The following is a 16504-nucleotide window of genomic DNA, read 5'->3' on the forward strand; positions in this document are numbered from 1 at the left end:
CTCTGGGTGAACGGCAGCGCCGGGTGTGGGGTGCTCGGATATGGTGAGGGCGTGGACATCAAGATCGGCATCACCAACAGCCCGCGCGAGATCGCGTTCGAGACCAAGCAGACCGCGACCGAGATCGAGCAGGCCGTCGCGGACGCCCTCTCCTCGAAGGCCACGCACCTCTCGCTGCAGGACGACAAGGGCCGTCGGTTCATCGTCCCCGTCGGTTCCCTCGCCTACGTGGAGGTCGGCTCCGAGGAGTCCCGTCGCGTCGGTTTCGTCGCCTGAGCAGACCCGACGTGGAACTCCTCTTCGTGGTCCTCGGCGGTATCGTCGTCGGCGCCGTCGCCCACGTGGTCATGCCGTGGCGCTCCACGCGGGGCGTGCTGCTGGCGCCAGCGATCGGGGGCATCGTCGCGGCGGTCCTCTGGGAGGCCCTGACCTGGGCCGGGTGGAGCTACGGCGGGACCTGGATCTGGGTCGTCGCGCTGGTCGGGGCCGGCGTCGTCGCGCTCGTCGTCGAGTGGATCGTCGGCCCGCGACGCCTCCGTGCGGACGACGAGTTCACCGCACGTGCGACGGCCGCAGCACGATCGGGCGCCAGCGGCCGCCCCGTCGCCTGAGCGGGCGCCGGGTACCCGGCAGACTGACCGGTCAGGCCGATGCCCACAGGCCGTCAGGCCGTCAGGCCGAGCGCGTCCATCCGCCGTGTGTGTGCCGCGATCAGCTCGGTGAAGACCGGCTCGAGCCGCTCCTCGTCCTCGCGGGCGTGCGACGCGAGCGCCGACCGGGCCACGAGCAGGGTGTCCCCGACGAGCCGCCGCCCCCACATCGCGAGCCGGGACGCCACCTGCGGCTCGCGTGCGATGTCGGCGGTGAGCTCCTCGACCACGGCCGGTTCCTCTCGGGCGTCGAACACGTTCCCGAGCCGTGCCCGGACGTCGGCGGGCAGCGATCGTGCGAGCGAGTCGAACAGGTCGTTGAGGATCCCCGCGGTGACGTAGCCGGTGAGGATCGACTCGAACCAGTCCGCACCGGCGGTCCGCGCCAGGAACGCGTCGATGGCGTCCCGGTGCGGTGCCATCAGCTCGGCGGGGTCGTGGTGCGAACGTTCGATCTCGGCGACGATCGCCCGGTGCCGGTCGAGCGCGGTCGTCGCGAGCACGCCCGTCACGAGCCGACCGGACATGGTCGGGGCGGAGGACCCGGCGCGGCCCATGGCCTCGTACAGCGAGAGCTGGAGGTACGCGGCCTGCCCGAGGTAGACGGTCAGCTCCGGGGAGACGTCGTCGAGCTGGAGCCGCTCGACCGACTGCTTGGCGCGAGTGGTCCGCGACGCCAGCCAGCTCGCCGCGAGACGGGCGCGTCTCCGGTTCCACAGTGACACCACCGGACCAGCATAGAGGGCCGTGGTCGGGGGAAATCCCACCAACGGTAGACTGATCGGACTCCCCGACAACGAACAGGGCGAAACACTTGACTTTCTCAGACCTCAACATCGAGCAGGACATGGTCGATGCGCTCGCGACGAAGGGCATCATCGAGCCCTTCCCGATCCAGACGCAGACCATCCCGCTCGCCCTCACCGGCCAGGACATCATCGGCCAGGCGAAGACCGGAACGGGCAAGACGCTCGGCTTCGGCCTCCCCATCATCCAGCGGCTCGGGCACGACCCGGAGCCGGGCGTCAAGGTGCTCGTCGTCGTCCCGACGCGCGAGCTCGCGGTGCAGGTCTTCGAGGACCTCGTGCTCGCGTCCTCGAACCGCCCGGTCAAGCTGGCCTCGATCTACGGCGGCAAGGCGTACGAAGGCCAGATCGAGCAGCTCAAGGACGGCGCGCAGATCGTCGTCGGCACACCCGGTCGGCTCATCGACCTGCACCGGCAGCGCATCCTCGACCTCTCGCACGTGCAGGAGATCGTCCTCGACGAGGCCGACAAGATGCTCGACCTCGGGTTCCTCTCCGACATCGAGCGCATCTTCCAGTCGGTCCCCGAGATCCGCCACACGATGCTGTTCTCGGCGACCATGCCGGCACCGATCGTGGCGCTCGCCCGCCGGTTCATGACGCGGCCGATCCACATCCGCGCCACCGACCCGGACGAGGGCCTGACCCAGGCGAACATCAAGCACGTCATCTACCGCGCGCACTCGCTCGACAAGGACGAGGTCATCGCGCGGATCCTGCAGGCCGAGGGGCGCGGCAAGACCGTGATCTTCACGCGCACGAAGCGCGCCGCCGCCCGGATCATGGAGGAGCTGAAGGACCGCGGGTTCAACACCGCAGCGGTACACGGCGACCTGAACCAGGAGCAGCGCGAGCGGGCGATGGCGGCGTTCAAGGCCGGCAAGAAGGACGTCCTCATCGCGACCGACGTCGCTGCGCGGGGCATCGACGTCGACGACGTCACGCACGTCATCAACCACACGATCCCGGACGACCCGGACACCTACCTGCACCGTGCCGGCCGGACCGGCCGCGCGGGCAAGACGGGCATCGCCGTGACGTTCGTCGACTGGGACGACCTGCACAAGTGGGCGCTCATCAACAAGGCGCTCGACTTCGGGCAGCCCGAGCCGACCGAGACCTACTCGTCGTCGCCGCACCTCTACTCCGACCTCGACATCCCGGAGGGCACCAAGGGCCGACTCCCGGGTGCGTCCGCGCACGCCGCTGCGGCACCCCGGACCGAGCGCCCGCCGCGCTCCGGCTCCGGTGACGGCCGTTCCGCCGACGGCCGCTCGGGCGACGGCCGTTCGCGCAACCGGAACCGGACGGGAGGCGCGGCCTCCGAGTCCACGTCGGCCGGCCGTTCCGAGCCGGTCACCGCCGGCACCTCGGACGCCGCTGCTCCGGAGGGTCAGGCCGAAGGCGCCCCGCGTCGCCGTCGTCGTCGTCGGCGCGGTGTCGGCGGCGGCCAGTCCGAGCAGGCCGCGTCGACGACCCCCTCGGCCGAGTAGGTCCCCGCGCCGTTCCCCCGGCCCCGGCGCCGAGAACGCAGAAACCCGCAGTCCAGTCCCCTGGCACTGCGGGTTTCCGCGTTCTCGACGGCCGAATCCGCGGCCTGGAGGCATCCTGCACCCGGACGCGGTCAGACCTGCAGGCGGGCTCCAGGACCGGACACCGGAGCGCTGCCGGTCGCCTGGGACACGATCTCGCGGAGTGCCCGCTCGCCCGTCCGATGCTCCCCCAGTCGGTTCGGCTTGCCCGTGCCGTGGTAGTCGCTCGACCCGGTGACGAACAGCCCGAAGCGCTCCGCCCAGTCGAGCAGCACCCGCTTGCCGTGCGTGAGGTTCTCGCGGTGGTCGACCTCGAGCCCGCCGAGCCCCGCCTCGACGAGGTCGGCCAACGCACGCTCGTCGATGACGATCCCGCGGGAGGACGCCGCCGGGTGCGCGATGACCGGCACCCCACCGGCAGCTCGGATGAGCTCGACGCCGCGGATCGGCGACGGTGCGTCGTGCGGCTCGTAGTACCCCGCGGCCGGGTGCAGGATCCCGCGGAACGCGGCGCTGCGATCGGGTTCGAGGCCCGCGACGACGAGGGCGTCGGCGATGTGCGGGCGGCCGATGGTCGCCCCGGGGCGCGACTGCGCGAGGACGTCGTCCCAGGTCAGCGGGTGGTCCCTCCCGATCCGCTCCACCATGCGCTTGGCACGAGCGAGCCGGCCGTCGCGGATCCGGGTGGTCTCGGCGAGGAGTCCCGGGTCGGCGGGGTCGACGAGGTACCCGAGCATGTGCACGCTGCGCGGTCCGATGCGCGTCGACAGCTCGAGGCCCGGCACCAGGGTCAGCGGAGCGCTCCGGACCGCCTCGATCGCCTCGTCCCAGCCGTCGGTCGTGTCGTGGTCGGTGAGTGCCACGACGTCGAGCCCGGCGTTCCCCGCAGCACGGACGAGGTCCGCGGGCCGTTCGGTGCCGTCGGACACGCTCGAGTGCGTGTGCAGGTCGATGAAGAGGTCGGGCACGCCCACAGCCTAGCGATGAGCGCGACGCCGCATGCCGCGGGCGACGAGCGCACACCGTGGTGTGCAGTGGGATGATGGGCTCCATGGCCGACTCCACCACCCCCCGCGCGACGAGCAACCGATCGACGACCCCCGGATCGTCCACGTTCAAGGACTACATCGGGTCGTCCTGGGCCGAGCACGACGACGCCCTGCCGTCGGCACGCGAGCAGGCGTCCTTCGCCGCCGCGCGCCGTGACCGGATCTCCGCCCTCCACCCGGGGACGACGATCGTGGTGCCGGCGGGGCAGGCCAAGGTCCGCTCGAACGACTGCGACCACCCGTTCCGTCCGCACTCGGCGTTCGCGCACCTCACCGGCTGGGGCACCGACGCCGTCGTCGGCTCCGTGCTCGTCCTCGCCCCGGACGCGGACGGCACCGGCCACGACGCCACCCTCTACTTCCGCGCGAGTGCGGGCCGGCACTCCGAGGAGTTCTACGCGAACCCGGAGATCGGCGAGTTCTGGGTCGGTCCGCGGCCCTCGCTCGCCGCCGTCGCCGCCGATCTCGGCATCGCGACGAAGGACCTCGGCGAGTTCGCTGCGGTGGCGGACTCGCTCGACGCGGGCGCGGTGCTCGTCCGCGACGCCGACCCGTCGTTCACCGACGCGCTCGACCGGAGGCTCGGGACCGCGGTCGGCGGTTTCGACGGCGACGACGACGCCCCCGCGACCGACGACGTCCTCGCGCGCGACCTCAGCGAGATCCGGCTCGTCAAGGACCCCTACGAGATCAACGAGATGCGCCGCGCGGTCGCCGCGACCAAGCACGGCTTCGACGACGTCATCGCGGACTTCGGCGCCGTGCTCGCCCACCCGCGCGGCGAACGCATCGTCGAGGGCACGTTCAACCGCCGTGCACGCGCGGACGGGAACACGGTCGGGTACGACACCATCGCGGCGAGCGGCGAGCACGCCTGCATCTTGCACTGGACCAGGAACGACGGCGCCGTACGCCCCGGCGACCTGATCCTCATCGACGCCGGGGTCGAGGTCGACAGCCTCTACACCGCGGACATCACCCGGACGCTCCCCGTGAGCGGACGGTTCACCGACGTGCAGCGCCTCGTCTACGACGCCGTGCTCGAGGCCGCGGACGCCGCGTTCGCGATCGTGAAGCCGGGCATCACCTTCCGCGAGGTCCACGCGACCGCGATGCGGGTCATCGCCGAGAAGACCGCCGAGTGGGGCTTCCTGCCGGTGAGCGCCGAGGAGTCGCTGCAGCCCGACGCGCAGTACCACCGCCGCTACATGGTGCACGGGACCAGTCACCACCTGGGGCTCGACGTGCACGACTGCGCGAAGGCCCGGCGAGAGCTGTACCTCGACGGCATCGTCGAGGCCGGCATGGTGTTCACGATCGAGCCCGGTCTGTACTTCCAGGCCGACGACCTCACCGTCCCGGCCGAGTTCCGCGGGATCGGCGTCCGGATCGAGGACGACGTCCTCGTCACCGACGACGGCGCGGAGAACCTCTCGATCGGGATCCCGCGCTCCGCGTCCGACGTCGAGGCGTGGATCGCCGGGGCCTGACGCACCACTGGACCCGCACCGCGCCCGCCGGACCCGCACCGCGCCTCCAGACCGGATCGGACCACCGGCGGTCCGGCGCTGTCCCGCGCGTCCGAGTGACGAAGACTCGGGAAATGCGTCCGACGCGGTAGCCTGCTCGCGTGACGACGTCCTCTCCCTGCACGATCGCTGCCGAACCGTTCGACTCGCCCGACGCGCAGCGACTCAGAGCGGCGCAACGGATCGAGATCGACGGGACCTACGGACGCGACACGGAGCCTGGTGAGAAGCCGACGGCGGATTCGATCGCGGCGTTCTTCGTGGCTCGGGACGTCGACGGGACGCCGCTCGGCTGTGGTGGCATCCGTCTCGTCGAGGACGACGTCGCCGAGATCAAGCGCATGTACGTCCGGTCCGAGTCCCGCGGGACCGGTGTCGCGGTCGCGATCCTCCGGCAACTGGAACACACGGCACGTGAGGTGGGGGCACCGGCGCTCGTGCTCGAGACCGGGACCGAGCAACGACGGGCCATCGCGTTCTACGAGCGCGAGGGGTTCTCCCGGATCGCGAACTTCGGCCCGTACGTCGGGGCGCCGCTCTCGGTCTGCTACTCGAAGATCCTCTGACCAGACGCGCCGCCGCGACCGGGCATGCCGGATCGGACCGGTCTCGCCGCGGTCAGTCCCGCGACGGGCCCGCGTCGTCCGTCCGGTTGGGCTCGTCGCTGCGCTCGGGTGTCGGCCGCTCGGGTGCCGGTCGCTCGACTGCCGGCTCGACGGGTGCGTTCTCGCCGTACCGCGGCCGTTCCGGCTGCGCGACCGGTCGGGCCGGCGCCTGCGGCTCGCGGCGACCGTCGGCCGGGACCTGCTGACCGTACGGCGGCTGGTCGTGCCGCTGGTCCTGCGCGCCACGCATCTCGCCGTACTGCTGCTGGGGGGCGCGTGCCTGCGGCGGCTCCTGCGGCTGTGCCGGCGGCGCCCACGGCTGCGTGTGCTGCGCCTGCTGGTGCTGCGGCGTCCAGCCCGCCGACGCCGTCCCGAGGATCTGCTGCGCCCGGCCGCTGAGCTGCGGGTCGACGACGATCTGGTAGTTCGTGGCGAGCACCTGGTGCACGCTCGTGAAGTCCCGCTGCCGCTTGGTGATCGAGAAGCTGACGACGCCGTAGAGCATGCCGAACGCGGCACCGATCACGGCGGCCGCGAAGATGGTCACACCCGAGGTCCCCCGCGAGAAGAGCGTGAGGACGATGCCGAAGAACAGGCCGAGCCAGAGTCCGCTCACCGCACCGGCGATGGCGGCTCGTCCGTAGGTGAGCTTGCCCGTCACCCGCTCCACCGTCTTGAGGTCGTTGCCGACGATCGACAACTGCCCGACCGGGAAGTCCGACTCGGCGAGCTTCGCGACGACCCGCTGGGCCTCCGGGTAGGTCTCGTAGGTGCCGAGGACGTCACCGCGCGGGAGGCTCGGAAACGCCGCGTTGGTGCGGCCGAAAGGGCTCTGAGTGCTCACATCCTGAGTATCCTCGCGTCGGCTTGGGAAACCACGGGAGCCCGGTGCACCGACTACGCTGGACGCGTGAGCGCCACGAAGGTATTCGTCGCCCGACTTGCCGGGTGCTCCGTCTTCGACCCCGCGGGCGACCGCGTCGGCAAGGTGCGGGACGTCCTGGTCGTCTACCGCAAGTCCGACGCTCCGACGGTCGTCGGGCTGATCGTCGAGGTCCCGGGCAAGCGTCGCATCTTCGTCTCCGTCGGCCGGATCACCGCGATCGGTGCCGGCCAGGTCATCACCACCGGTCTCGTCAACGTCCGCCGGTTCGAGCAGCGCGGCGGCGAGGTCCGGGTCATCGCGGAGATGCTCGGCCGCAGGGTCCTCATCACGCGCGACCGGATCCGCGCCACCATCGAGGACGTCGCGATCGAGGAGCACGGTCAGGGCTCGTGGGACGTCGCGCAGCTCTTCCTCCGCAAGCCGAAGACCACGCCGTCGCCGTTCGGCAAGGGACCGACCACGTTCGCGACCTGGAACGAGGTGACCGAGGAGGACACGCTGCCCGGCGAGTCCCAGTCCGCCGAGCACGTCATCGCCGCGTACTCCGACCTGCTGCCCGCCGACCTCGCGTCGACGCTCCTCGACCTGCCCGCCGAACGACGCCTCGAGGTCGCCGGCGAACTCCCCGACGACCGGCTCGCCGACGTGCTCGAGGAGATGCCCGACCAGGAGCAGATCGAGATCCTGTCCGGGCTCGCCGACGCGCGCGCGGCCGACGTCCTCGACCAGATGCAGCCGGACGACGCGGCCGACGTCCTCGCACAGCTCTCGTCCGAACGGAGCGAGGCGCTGCTCGAGCTGATGGAGCCGGAAGAGGCCCAGGACGTCCGCATGCTCCTGGAGTTCGATCCGGACACCGCCGGCGGGCTCATGACCACCGAGCCGGTGATCGTCTCCGCCGACGCCACCGTCGCCGAGGGGCTCGCGCTCATCCGCCGCCACGAACTCGCGCCGGCCCTCGGAGCGGCCGTGTGCGTGACGCTGCCCCCGTACGAACCGCCGACCGGACGGTTCCTGGGCTTCGTGCACTTCCAGCGGATGCTCCGCTACCCGCCGAACGAACGACTCGGCACCCTCATCGACACGCAGCTCGAGCCGGTCCGCGCCGACGCGAGCGCGGCCGAGGTCACCCGTGTCATGGCGACCTACAACCTCGTCTCCGTCCCGGTCGTCGACGACGCCCACCGACTCGTCGGGGTGGTGACAATCGACGACGTCCTCGACCATGTCCTGCCGGATGACTGGCGAAGTCAGGGCGGGTCCGACGGCTCGGGCCCCCGACCCCGCACCCGTACCCGCAGACCTCCGGTGACCACCGGGAGGAGGACGACCAGTGGCAGATGACGAACGGCGCCGGAACGAGCGCTCGGACCGGAACGACATCCGGCTCGACTCCCCCAAGGGCATGCGCACCCGCGTCCTGCCGAGTCGTCGGCGCGGCAGTGGCGACTACTTCGGACGCGGCACCGAGGCGATCGCGCGCGGGATGGGCACCCCGTGGTTCCTCATCGGACTCACGCTGTTCTGCGCGGTCTGGATGGGCTACAACACCCTCGCACCGCAACCATGGCGGTTCGACTCCGCAGCGATCGGCTTCACCGCACTGACCTTGATCCTGTCGTTGCAGGCCTCGTACGCCGCCCCGCTCATCCTGCTCGCCCAGAACCGGCAGGACGACCGCGACCGGGTGCAGTTCGAGCAGGACCGGCAGCGCGCCGAGCGGAACCTCAACGACACGGAGTACCTGGCCCGCGAGGTCGTGGCGCTCCGGTTGGCGGTCCGGGACATGGCGTCGCGGGACTTCATCCGCGCCGAGCTCCGGTCCCTGCTCGAGGAGCTCGACCGCCGCGACGAGGAGTCGGCCCGGGCGGATGCCGCGTCCAGCTCGGACGCTGCGGACGACGCCGCGAAGGACGCGCAGGAGGCGGGCGCGACCGGTCTCCATGGCTGAGGACGCGCCTCCCGTCCCCGCTCCTCCCACCGACGACGCCCTCGGGCAGGCGGTGCTCGCCGCGCTCGCGCGCGTCATCGACCCGGAGATCCGCCGGCCCGTCACCGAACTCGACATGGTGCGGGGCGTCGACGTCCGGCCGGGAGGCGCGGTGCGGGTCGACCTGCAGCTCACGATCGTGGGGTGTCCGGCCGCGTCGAGCATCGAGGCCGACGTCCGTCGTGCCGCCCGGTCCGTCGGGGGCGTCACCGCCGTGCAGGTGGACGTGTCGGTGATGTCCGCCGCCACGCGGACCGCCCTGACCGAACGGCTCCGTGCCGGCCGGCCGCGCGGGGTGCAGTTCACCGCGGACTCGCTCACCCGGGTGATCGCGGTGACGAGCGGCAAGGGCGGGGTCGGCAAGTCGACGGTCACGGTGAACCTCGCGGTGGCGCTGGCGCGGCGGGGGCTGCGCGTCGGCGTCGTCGACGCGGACGTGCACGGGTTCAGCGTGCCGGGGCTCATCGGCCTGACCGACGCCCACGGCCGCGCACCCCGTCCCACCAGGGTGGACAGCATGATCCTGCCGCCGGTCGCACACGACGTGAAGGTCGTGTCGATCGGCATGTTCGTCGACGACCCGGGGACCGCGGTCGCCTGGCGCGGGCCGATGCTCCACCGGACGATCACCCAGTTCCTCACCGACGTGTACTTCGGCGACCTCGACGTCCTGCTCCTCGACCTGCCACCCGGGACCGGCGACGTCGCGATCAGTGTCGGCCAGCTCCTGCCGCACGCCGAGGTCATCGTCGTGACCACCCCGCAGGCCGCTGCCGCCGACGTGGCCGAGCGGAGCGGCGTCGTCGCCCGGCAGACCGGGCAGCGGGTGATCGGCGTGATCGAGAACATGGCGGGGCTCGCGCAGCCCGACGGCTCCGTGCTCGAGCTGTTCGGGTCCGGAGGTGGCGCGGAGACTGCTCGACGGCTGTCCGTCGGCGCCCCGGAGACCGACCCGGTGCCCGTCCTCGGGAGCGTGCCGCTCTCGGTGGCACTCCGGGCCGGTGGCGACACGGGCGTGCCGGTCGTCGACGGCGATCCGGACGACGTCGCCGCGGTCGCGCTGTCGGCGATCGCGGACCGACTCGTGGCTATGGGCCGGGGTCTCCCGGGCCGCAAGCTGAACCTGGGCGTCCGTTGATCCGGGGCCGATGCTGCGACCCGACGAGTGAGCAGAACCCGTCGGGTCGGACGTCGGCGTGCGACGATTCCCGCTCACTCGACCAGGCGGCCACCGGGACGGCCGGGGCCGGAGGGGTCCGGGCCTACGTCGCCTCGGCGTCGTAGGGCGCCGGCTCGCCGGCCTCGAGCGCGATGACCGGCGCCGTCGCACGGACCCGCTGCGGGGTCACAGTCGCCGCGGTGTTCGCCGCCGTGTCGGACAGGAGCGCGTCGCGGATGATGCGCCGCGGGTCGTACTGGCGCGGGTCGAGCCGCTGCCAGTCGACGTCGTCGAAGTCCGGTCCCATCTCGTCGCGCATCCGGGTCTTGGCGGAGTCGGCCATGCCACGGAGCGTCTTGACGAACTGCGCGAGCTTCTGCGCGTACACCGGCAGGCGTTTCGGTCCGAGGATGAGCACGGCAATGACCCCGATGACCAGGATCTTGTCGAAGTTTTCGAACACGGAACGAGGGTAACCCGTTTCCGGTGGAGGTCGCCCGTAAGGTTGACCGACGAGGAGTGTGCGTGTCAGAGAAAGAGTCGAACTGGAAGTTCGCGGAGGACATCGTCTCCGAACCCGACGTGGTGGTGCGTGCGCGTGAACACTCCCTGGAGCTCGGCGTGCAGGCGGTGTCGCCGGCCATCGGCGCCCAGATCGGTGTGATCGCGGCGGCGTCGCGCGCATCGAGCATCATCGAGATCGGGACCGGCCTCGGCGTCTCCGGCCTCTACCTGCTCGCCGGTGCGCCCGAGGCGACCCTCACGACCATCGACGTCGAGGTGGACCACCAGCAGTACGCACGGGACGCCTTCCTCGCCGCCGGCACCGCACCGAGCCGCGCCCGGCTCATCCCCGGACGGGCGGCACAGGTGCTCCCCCGGATGAACGAGGCGTCCTACGACATCGTCCTCGTCGACGCGGACCCGGAGCACGTGATCGAGTACGTCGAGCACGGCCTGCGACTGGCGCGCATCGGGGGGACCGTCCTCGTCCCGCACGCGCTGTGGAAGGGACGCGTCGCCGACCCCACCAAGCGCGACCGCGCGGCGACGGACTTCCGGACCCTCCTGACCGAGGTGTCGACGTCGGGCGCGGTACGGAGTGCGCTCTCCCCCGCCGGCGACGGCCTGCTGCAGATGACGAAGGTCACCGTCTAGCGACCCGCCGCGCCGGACGACGAACGGCCCGGGCATGGGACCCGGGCCGTTCGTCTGGTGCGGTGGTGCGAGGTGCTTCGTTGCTGCGACGCCGTACGGCGACCGTGTCGGCTAGACCGAGACGACCGCGGCGAGTGCGTCGTGGAGTTCCTTGGCCTCGGCATCGTTGACCGAGACGACCAGGCGGCCTCCACCTTCGAGCGGAACCCGCACGATGATGAGTCGACCCTCCTTAACAGCCTCCATCGGCCCGTCACCGGTCCTCGGCTTCATGGCTGCCATCAGATGTCCCCTTTCGTGCAGTACATGCCCGACCATTATCCGGTACGGAGGGCCGTTCTGCGAAACCGTCCAGGTTGCCGCCCTGACCGGAGGCCGTTCCCTACGCTGAGGCGGTGCCGTTCCTGCCCCGCCGCCCCGCCTCCCCCGGTCGTCCCGTGAGCACCCCCGAGCCGTCCTCGACCGCCGCCGTGGCCCCCCGTCCGGACGTCGCGGACGACGAGGTGCCGCTGGGGCTCCGGATCGCCGGAGCGTTCTCGTGGCGCGTCCTGGTCGTCGTCGCCGGACTCGCGCTCGTGGCCGTCCTGGTCGTCCGGGTCGCCGACGTCGCGGTGCCGTTCCTCGTCGGACTCATCCTCTCCGCGCTCCTGGTCCCGTTCGCGCGGTTCCTCGAACGGCACCGGTGGCCGCGGTGGCTCGCCGTCGTGTCCGCGTGGGTGCTCGTGTTCGCGGCGCTCGCGGTGCTCGTGACCGTCGTCACGGTGCAGGTCCGGTACGACCTGCCGTCCCTGGAGGAGCGCGTCCGGCACACCACGACGACGTTCCAGGCGCTGCTCGCGACCCACCCGTTCGGGCTGACCCCGCACCGGATCGACCAGTACGTCGCCGAGGGGACCGCGTACCTGCAGAAGCACTCCTCGTCGTTCCTGCACGGAGCGAGCACGGCGGGATCGACGCTCGCGCACGTGCTCGAGGGCGTGTTCATCGTGGTGTTCACGACCCTGTTCGCGCTCATCGACGGCGGCCGCATCTGGAACTGGGTCGTCCGCCTGTTCCCCGCCGCCGCCCGCGTCCGGCTCGAGGCGGCCGGTGCCGCCGGCTGGCGCACCCTGTCGAGCTTCATCCGCGTCCAGCTCGTCGTCGCCGTCACGGACGCGATCGGCATCGGCGCGGGGGCCGCGTTCCTCGGGGTCCCGCTGGCCGTGCCGATCGCGGTGATCGTGTTCATCGGGGCGTTCGTGCCCGTCGTGGGCGCGATCGTCGGCGGGATCGTCGCCGTCGTCATCGCGCTGCTCTTCAACGGAGTGCCGCAGGCGCTCGGCGTGCTCGGCGTCGTCATCCTCGTGCAGCAGCTCGAGAGCCACGTGCTGCACCCGCTGCTCACCGGGAGCGCGGTGAAGGTGCATCCGCTCGGCATCGTGCTCGGCGTCGCCACCGGTGCGAGCGTCGCGGGCATCGCCGGGGCGTTCTTCGCGGTGCCGTTCATCGCGACCGTCAACGCGATGGTCGTCGCCGCCGCACACGCCGACCCCGAGGAGCTCACCGGCGCGGGCCACGATCCCGACCCCGAGGCTCGGTCCGTCCGACGGCGCTGAGCGCGAGCCTCAGGGCCGGCGGTCGCCGATCACGGTGGGGTCCAGTCGTAGCCGTCGATCCACCAGCAGTAGTACATCCACACCCACTGCAGGGCGATCGACACGATCACGATCGCCACCCGGTACCACCGTGACCGCGGCAGCGCGACAACCCCGAGCAGTGGGAACAGCGGCATCAGGATCCGCCAGGTGCTCGACTGCGGGAAGAAGACCGCGAGCAGGTAGACCATGTAGGCGATCGCCCACACCCGGAGCTCCGTCCCGATGGCGCGTGCCGGACGCATGAGCACGAACGCGCCGAAGCCCCCGACGGCGAGGACGAGGAGGATCCACCCGGCCGGCTGGTGGAACCACCAGTCGAAGCCCTGGACCCAGGGCGCGAACGGGACGAGGTCCCGGCGGCCGATGTACGTCTGCCGCCAGGCCAGTTCCGTGTCCGTGTACGCCTTCGGGACGCCGGTCACGGCCCACGCGATCGCCGGCCACGCGAGACCGACGAGTCCCGACACGACGGCGACGACGGCCGGCGGCACGAACGCCCGGATGCGCATCGGCTCGTGTGCGGACGGCCTGAGGAACCGCACGACGAGGTACAGGACCAGGGCCAGTGCCAACGCGAGTCCGGTCGGTCGCGTGAGGCCGAGGAGGACGACCACGGGCAGCATCGCCCAGAACCGGCGGCGCACCCACAGCCACAGCGCGAGCGTCAACAGGAACACGCCCATCGACTCGGCGTACCCGACCTGGAACATCGCCGACACCGGCGCGACGCAGAACAGCACCGTCCCGAAGGTCGCGGTGCCGTCGGCCAGGAACCGTCCGAGCAGTCGCCGGAACAGGAGCGCCGCGCCCCAGCCGAACAGCAGCGACACCGAGACCGCGACGAACTCGAACGACGCTCCGGTCGCCACCATGAGTCCGCGGACCAGGAACGGGTACGCGGGCATGAACGCCCACGCGTTCTGGGCCACGGCGCCGTCCGTGCCGATCGGGAGCGTGGACGGGTAGCCCACCGCGGCGATGTACCGGTACCAGGCACCGTCCCAGATCGTCGCGAACTGCAGGTACGTCGGATGCGCGAGCGTGAACGAGTTCTGGGTCTGCACCCGCGCGAAGCCGTCGAGCAACCCGGCCGTGACGATCCGCGCGAGGACGTAGACGAGCGTGATCCGGAGCCACCACGGCACCAGCCGGTAGCGCGCCCGGATCCGCGCGGACACGATGCGGGGACGTCGTGCGCCCGGTCTCCCGGGAGCCGCCGGGCTCCCCTCCTCGGTGAGTTCGTCGGTCACGTCGGTCCGGCCCCGGCCGGGTCAGGCACCGAGCCAGCGGCGGAGTCCCTGCTCGACGGACGTGATCTGCGCCGTCGGGACCTGCTCGTCGTCGTGGTGGGCGTACGCCGGGTCGCCGGGTCCGTAGTTCACCGCGGGGACGCCGAGGGCCGAGAACCGCGCCACGTCGGTCCAACCGTACTTGGGCTTCGGGTCCGGGCCGCCGACCGCAGCCACGAACTCCTGCGCGAGCGGGGCGTCGAGACCCGGGCGGGCACCGGCGGCGAGGTCGACGATGGTGACCTGGTAGCCCGCGAAGACGTCCTCGACGTGCGCGATCGCCTCGTCGGCGCTCCGCGACGGTGCGAACCGGTAGTTCACGTGCAGCATGACCTCGTCGGGGATGACGTTGCCGGCGATCCCGCCCGAGATCCCGACGGCGTTCAGGCCCTCGCGGTACTCGAGCCCGTCGACGGACACCGTCCGCGGTTCGTAGGCGGCGAGGCGGTCGAGCGCCGGGGCGATCCGGTGGATGGCGTTGTCGCCGATCCAGCTCCGGGCGGAGTGCGAGCGCTTGCCGAACGCGCGGACCTCGGCGCGGAGGTTGCCGTTGCACCCGCCCTCGATCTGTGCGTTCGACGGCTCCCCGAGGATCGCGAAGTCCGCCGCGAGCAGCTCCGGGCGGGTCCGGGCGAGACGGCCGAGCCCGTTCAGGGCGTCGCTCACCTCCTCGTGGTCGTAGAAGACCCACGTGACGTCGAGGGCAGGGGCGACGAGGTCGTGCGCGAGCTTCAGCTGCACGGCGCACCCGGCCTTCATGTCGACGGTGCCGCGGCCCCACAGGACCTCGGCGTCGGACCCGTCGACGGAACCGGTGCGCGTCTGCGTCGGCAGGTTGTCGTTGAGCGGCACGGTGTCGATGTGCCCGGCGATGACGACCCTGCGGTCGCGGCCGAGGTGCGTCCGCGCGACGATCGCGTCACCGTCGCGGACCACCTCGAGGTGGGACAGGGGAGTCAGCGCGGCCTCGATGGCGTCGGCGAGGGGACGCTCGTTGCCCGACACCGACTCGACGTCGCAGATGGCCCGGGTGATCTCGATGGACGAGGCGGTCAGGTCGAGCGGAGCTGGCATGCTCCGCAGCCTACCGGCGCACGTCCGGGGACGGACTGGAGGGACGGACACGGTGGACCGCGTGCGTCACGTCCGGCACGGAGCCGGCCCGTCCGCCCCGGCCGGTATCCTGACCCGCGTGACCGACGCACCCCCCGCCCCCACGCACGCCTGGGGCTCCGGCCTCGCGACGATCGCCGGCGACGGCACCGTCCTCGACACGTGGTTCCCCACCCCGGCCCTCGGGCGGGTCCCGTCCGACGTCGACCCCGCAGTCGTCCCGGAGTCGCTGGTCGGCCACGTCGGCCCCGACGACCGCCGCGACGTGCACCTGGAGGCGGTCACCGTCGAGATCGCACTCGACGCCGCACCGGCGTCGACGCCGGACGCGTACCTCCGACTCCACCTCCTCAGCCACCTGCTCGTGCAGCCGAACGGGCTGTCCCTCGACGGCGTGTTCGCACACCTGCCGACGGTGGTCTGGACGAACGCGGGACCGGTGCACGCCGACGTGTTCCCGTCGCTCCGCCCGTCGCTGCAGCGTGCCGGGATCGTCGCGCACGCCGTCGACAAGTTCCCGCGACTGCTCGACTACGTCGTCCCTGACCGGGTCCGGATCGCCGACGCCTCGCGGGTGCGGCTCGGCGCACACCTCGCGCCGGGGACGACCGTCATGCACGAGGGCTTCGTGAACTTCAACGCCGGGACGCTCGGCGACGCCATGGTCGAGGGCCGCATCTCGCAGGGCGTCGTCGTCGGCCGCGGGTCGGACGTCGGCGGGGGTGCGTCGATCATGGGGACGCTCTCCGGCGGTGGGACCCAGCGCGTCCGGGTCGGCGAACGTGCCCTCCTCGGGGCGAACGCCGGTCTCGGGATCTCGCTCGGCGACGACTCCGTGGTCGAGGCCGGGCTCTACGTCACCGCGGGGACGAAGGTCACGCTCGTCGGGGCGGCTCCGCGGCCGGACGGTCGACCGCAGACCGTCAAGGCCGTCGAGCTCTCGGGGACGCCGAACATCCTGTTCCGCCGGAACAGCGTCTCGGGGGCCGTCGAGGCCGTCCCGCGCGCCGGACAGGGCATCCAGCTCAACACGGCGCTGCACGCGTAACCACGACGGCACCGCCCCCGTCACCCCGCGTAACACGGTCGACACGGGCACCC

General features: G+C 71.8%; 18 protein-coding genes. 11 read left to right on the forward strand and 7 right to left on the reverse strand.

The annotated features are described in order from the left end of the window. Positions 1–51 precede the first annotated feature (51 nt). Both ACO0E0_RS09325 and ACO0E0_RS09330 read left to right on the forward strand, forming a co-directional pair. Positions 52–276, forward strand: coding sequence for a DUF3107 domain-containing protein (locus ACO0E0_RS09325; RefSeq protein ID WP_422871130.1), 225 nt, complete (start codon positions 52–54; stop codon positions 274–276). A gap of 11 nt (positions 277–287) precedes the next feature. Then, on the forward strand, positions 288–611 hold the full coding sequence (locus ACO0E0_RS09330; protein ID WP_422871131.1) for a hypothetical protein: 324 nt from the start codon (positions 288–290) through the stop codon (positions 609–611). Between the two features lie 53 nt (positions 612–664). Here ACO0E0_RS09330 and ACO0E0_RS09335 read toward each other — a convergent pair whose 3' ends face one another. Further along, positions 665–1378, reverse strand: coding sequence for a ferritin-like fold-containing protein (locus ACO0E0_RS09335; protein ID WP_422871132.1), 714 nt, complete (start codon positions 1376–1378; stop codon positions 665–667). Between the two features lie 86 nt (positions 1379–1464). Here ACO0E0_RS09335 and ACO0E0_RS09340 point away from each other — a divergent pair, with 86 nt between their 5' ends. Further along, positions 1465–2949, forward strand: coding sequence for a DEAD/DEAH box helicase (locus ACO0E0_RS09340; RefSeq protein ID WP_422871133.1), 1485 nt, complete (start codon positions 1465–1467; stop codon positions 2947–2949). Between the two features lie 131 nt (positions 2950–3080). Here the strand turns inward: ACO0E0_RS09340 and ACO0E0_RS09345 are convergent, their stop codons facing one another. Next, positions 3081–3956: a PHP domain-containing protein gene (locus ACO0E0_RS09345; RefSeq protein WP_422871134.1), complete on the reverse strand. Its 876-nt coding sequence runs from the start codon at positions 3954–3956 to the stop codon at positions 3081–3083. Positions 3957–4039: 83 nt separating this feature from the next. Here ACO0E0_RS09345 and ACO0E0_RS09350 point away from each other — a divergent pair, with 83 nt between their 5' ends. Together ACO0E0_RS09350 and ACO0E0_RS09355 are read left to right on the forward strand one after the other, a co-directional pair. Further along, positions 4040–5527 carry an aminopeptidase P family protein gene (locus ACO0E0_RS09350; RefSeq protein WP_422871135.1) on the forward strand — a complete coding sequence of 496 codons (1488 nt, stop codon included), beginning with the start codon at positions 4040–4042 and terminating at the stop codon, positions 5525–5527. A gap of 140 nt (positions 5528–5667) precedes the next feature. After that, a complete protein-coding gene (locus ACO0E0_RS09355; protein WP_422871136.1) occupies positions 5668–6132 on the forward strand; it encodes a GNAT family N-acetyltransferase in 465 nt (154 codons plus the stop codon). Between the two features lie 52 nt (positions 6133–6184). Here ACO0E0_RS09355 and ACO0E0_RS09360 read toward each other — a convergent pair whose 3' ends face one another. Continuing rightward, complete coding sequence (locus tag ACO0E0_RS09360) at positions 6185–7015, reverse strand: general stress protein (protein ID WP_422871137.1); 831 nt, start codon at positions 7013–7015, stop codon at positions 6185–6187. Positions 7016–7081: 66 nt separating this feature from the next. On the opposite strand from ACO0E0_RS09360, the gene ACO0E0_RS09365 reads away from it, so the two are divergent. From ACO0E0_RS09365 to ACO0E0_RS09375, 3 genes are all read left to right on the forward strand, one after another. Further along, positions 7082–8401 carry a magnesium transporter MgtE N-terminal domain-containing protein gene (locus ACO0E0_RS09365; protein WP_422871138.1) on the forward strand — a complete coding sequence of 440 codons (1320 nt, stop codon included), beginning with the start codon at positions 7082–7084 and terminating at the stop codon, positions 8399–8401. A 61-nt stretch (positions 8402–8462) separates the two neighbouring features. Continuing rightward, positions 8463–9008 carry a DUF1003 domain-containing protein gene (locus tag ACO0E0_RS09370; protein WP_422871276.1) on the forward strand — a complete coding sequence of 182 codons (546 nt, stop codon included), beginning with the start codon at positions 8463–8465 and terminating at the stop codon, positions 9006–9008. Continuing rightward, positions 9001–10185, forward strand: coding sequence for an Mrp/NBP35 family ATP-binding protein (locus ACO0E0_RS09375; protein WP_422871139.1), 1185 nt, complete (start codon positions 9001–9003; stop codon positions 10183–10185). The genes ACO0E0_RS09370 and ACO0E0_RS09375 overlap by 8 nt, the downstream gene beginning before the upstream one ends. A 124-nt stretch (positions 10186–10309) precedes the next feature. On the opposite strand, the gene ACO0E0_RS09380 is transcribed toward ACO0E0_RS09375, so the two are convergent. Next, complete coding sequence (locus tag ACO0E0_RS09380) at positions 10310–10669, reverse strand: twin-arginine translocase TatA/TatE family subunit (RefSeq protein ID WP_422871140.1); 360 nt, start codon at positions 10667–10669, stop codon at positions 10310–10312. A 62-nt stretch (positions 10670–10731) separates the two neighbouring features. On the opposite strand from ACO0E0_RS09380, the gene ACO0E0_RS09385 reads away from it, so the two are divergent. Next, entirely contained in the window at positions 10732–11364 is a 633-nt protein-coding gene (locus ACO0E0_RS09385; protein WP_422871141.1) for an O-methyltransferase, read from the forward strand. 111 nt (positions 11365–11475) lie between these two features. On the opposite strand, the gene ACO0E0_RS09390 is transcribed toward ACO0E0_RS09385, so the two are convergent. After that, complete coding sequence (locus tag ACO0E0_RS09390; protein WP_106564719.1) at positions 11476–11646, reverse strand: DUF3117 domain-containing protein; 171 nt, start codon at positions 11644–11646, stop codon at positions 11476–11478. A gap of 155 nt (positions 11647–11801) precedes the next feature. Between ACO0E0_RS09390 and ACO0E0_RS09395 the strand changes: the two genes are divergently transcribed. Next, complete coding sequence (locus ACO0E0_RS09395) at positions 11802–12959, forward strand: AI-2E family transporter (RefSeq protein ID WP_422871142.1); 1158 nt, start codon at positions 11802–11804, stop codon at positions 12957–12959. A gap of 29 nt (positions 12960–12988) precedes the next feature. Here the strand turns inward: ACO0E0_RS09395 and ACO0E0_RS09400 are convergent, their stop codons facing one another. Both ACO0E0_RS09400 and dapE read right to left on the reverse strand, forming a co-directional pair. Then, positions 12989–14251, reverse strand: a complete 1263-nt coding sequence (locus ACO0E0_RS09400) for a glycosyltransferase family protein (protein ID WP_422871143.1) — start codon at positions 14249–14251, stop codon at positions 12989–12991. A 21-nt stretch (positions 14252–14272) separates the two neighbouring features. Continuing rightward, entirely contained in the window at positions 14273–15364 is a 1092-nt protein-coding gene (dapE, locus tag ACO0E0_RS09405; RefSeq protein WP_422871144.1) for a succinyl-diaminopimelate desuccinylase, read from the reverse strand. A gap of 118 nt (positions 15365–15482) precedes the next feature. Between dapE and dapD the strand changes: the two genes are divergently transcribed. Beyond that, positions 15483–16451, forward strand: coding sequence for a 2,3,4,5-tetrahydropyridine-2,6-dicarboxylate N-succinyltransferase (gene dapD / locus ACO0E0_RS09410; protein WP_422871145.1), 969 nt, complete (start codon positions 15483–15485; stop codon positions 16449–16451). Positions 16452–16504: the final 53 nt, after the last annotated feature.

Origin of the sequence: Curtobacterium phyllosphaerae (assembly GCF_049341865.1) — a bacterium.
Classification (GTDB): domain Bacteria; phylum Actinomycetota; class Actinomycetes; order Actinomycetales; family Microbacteriaceae; genus Curtobacterium; species Curtobacterium phyllosphaerae.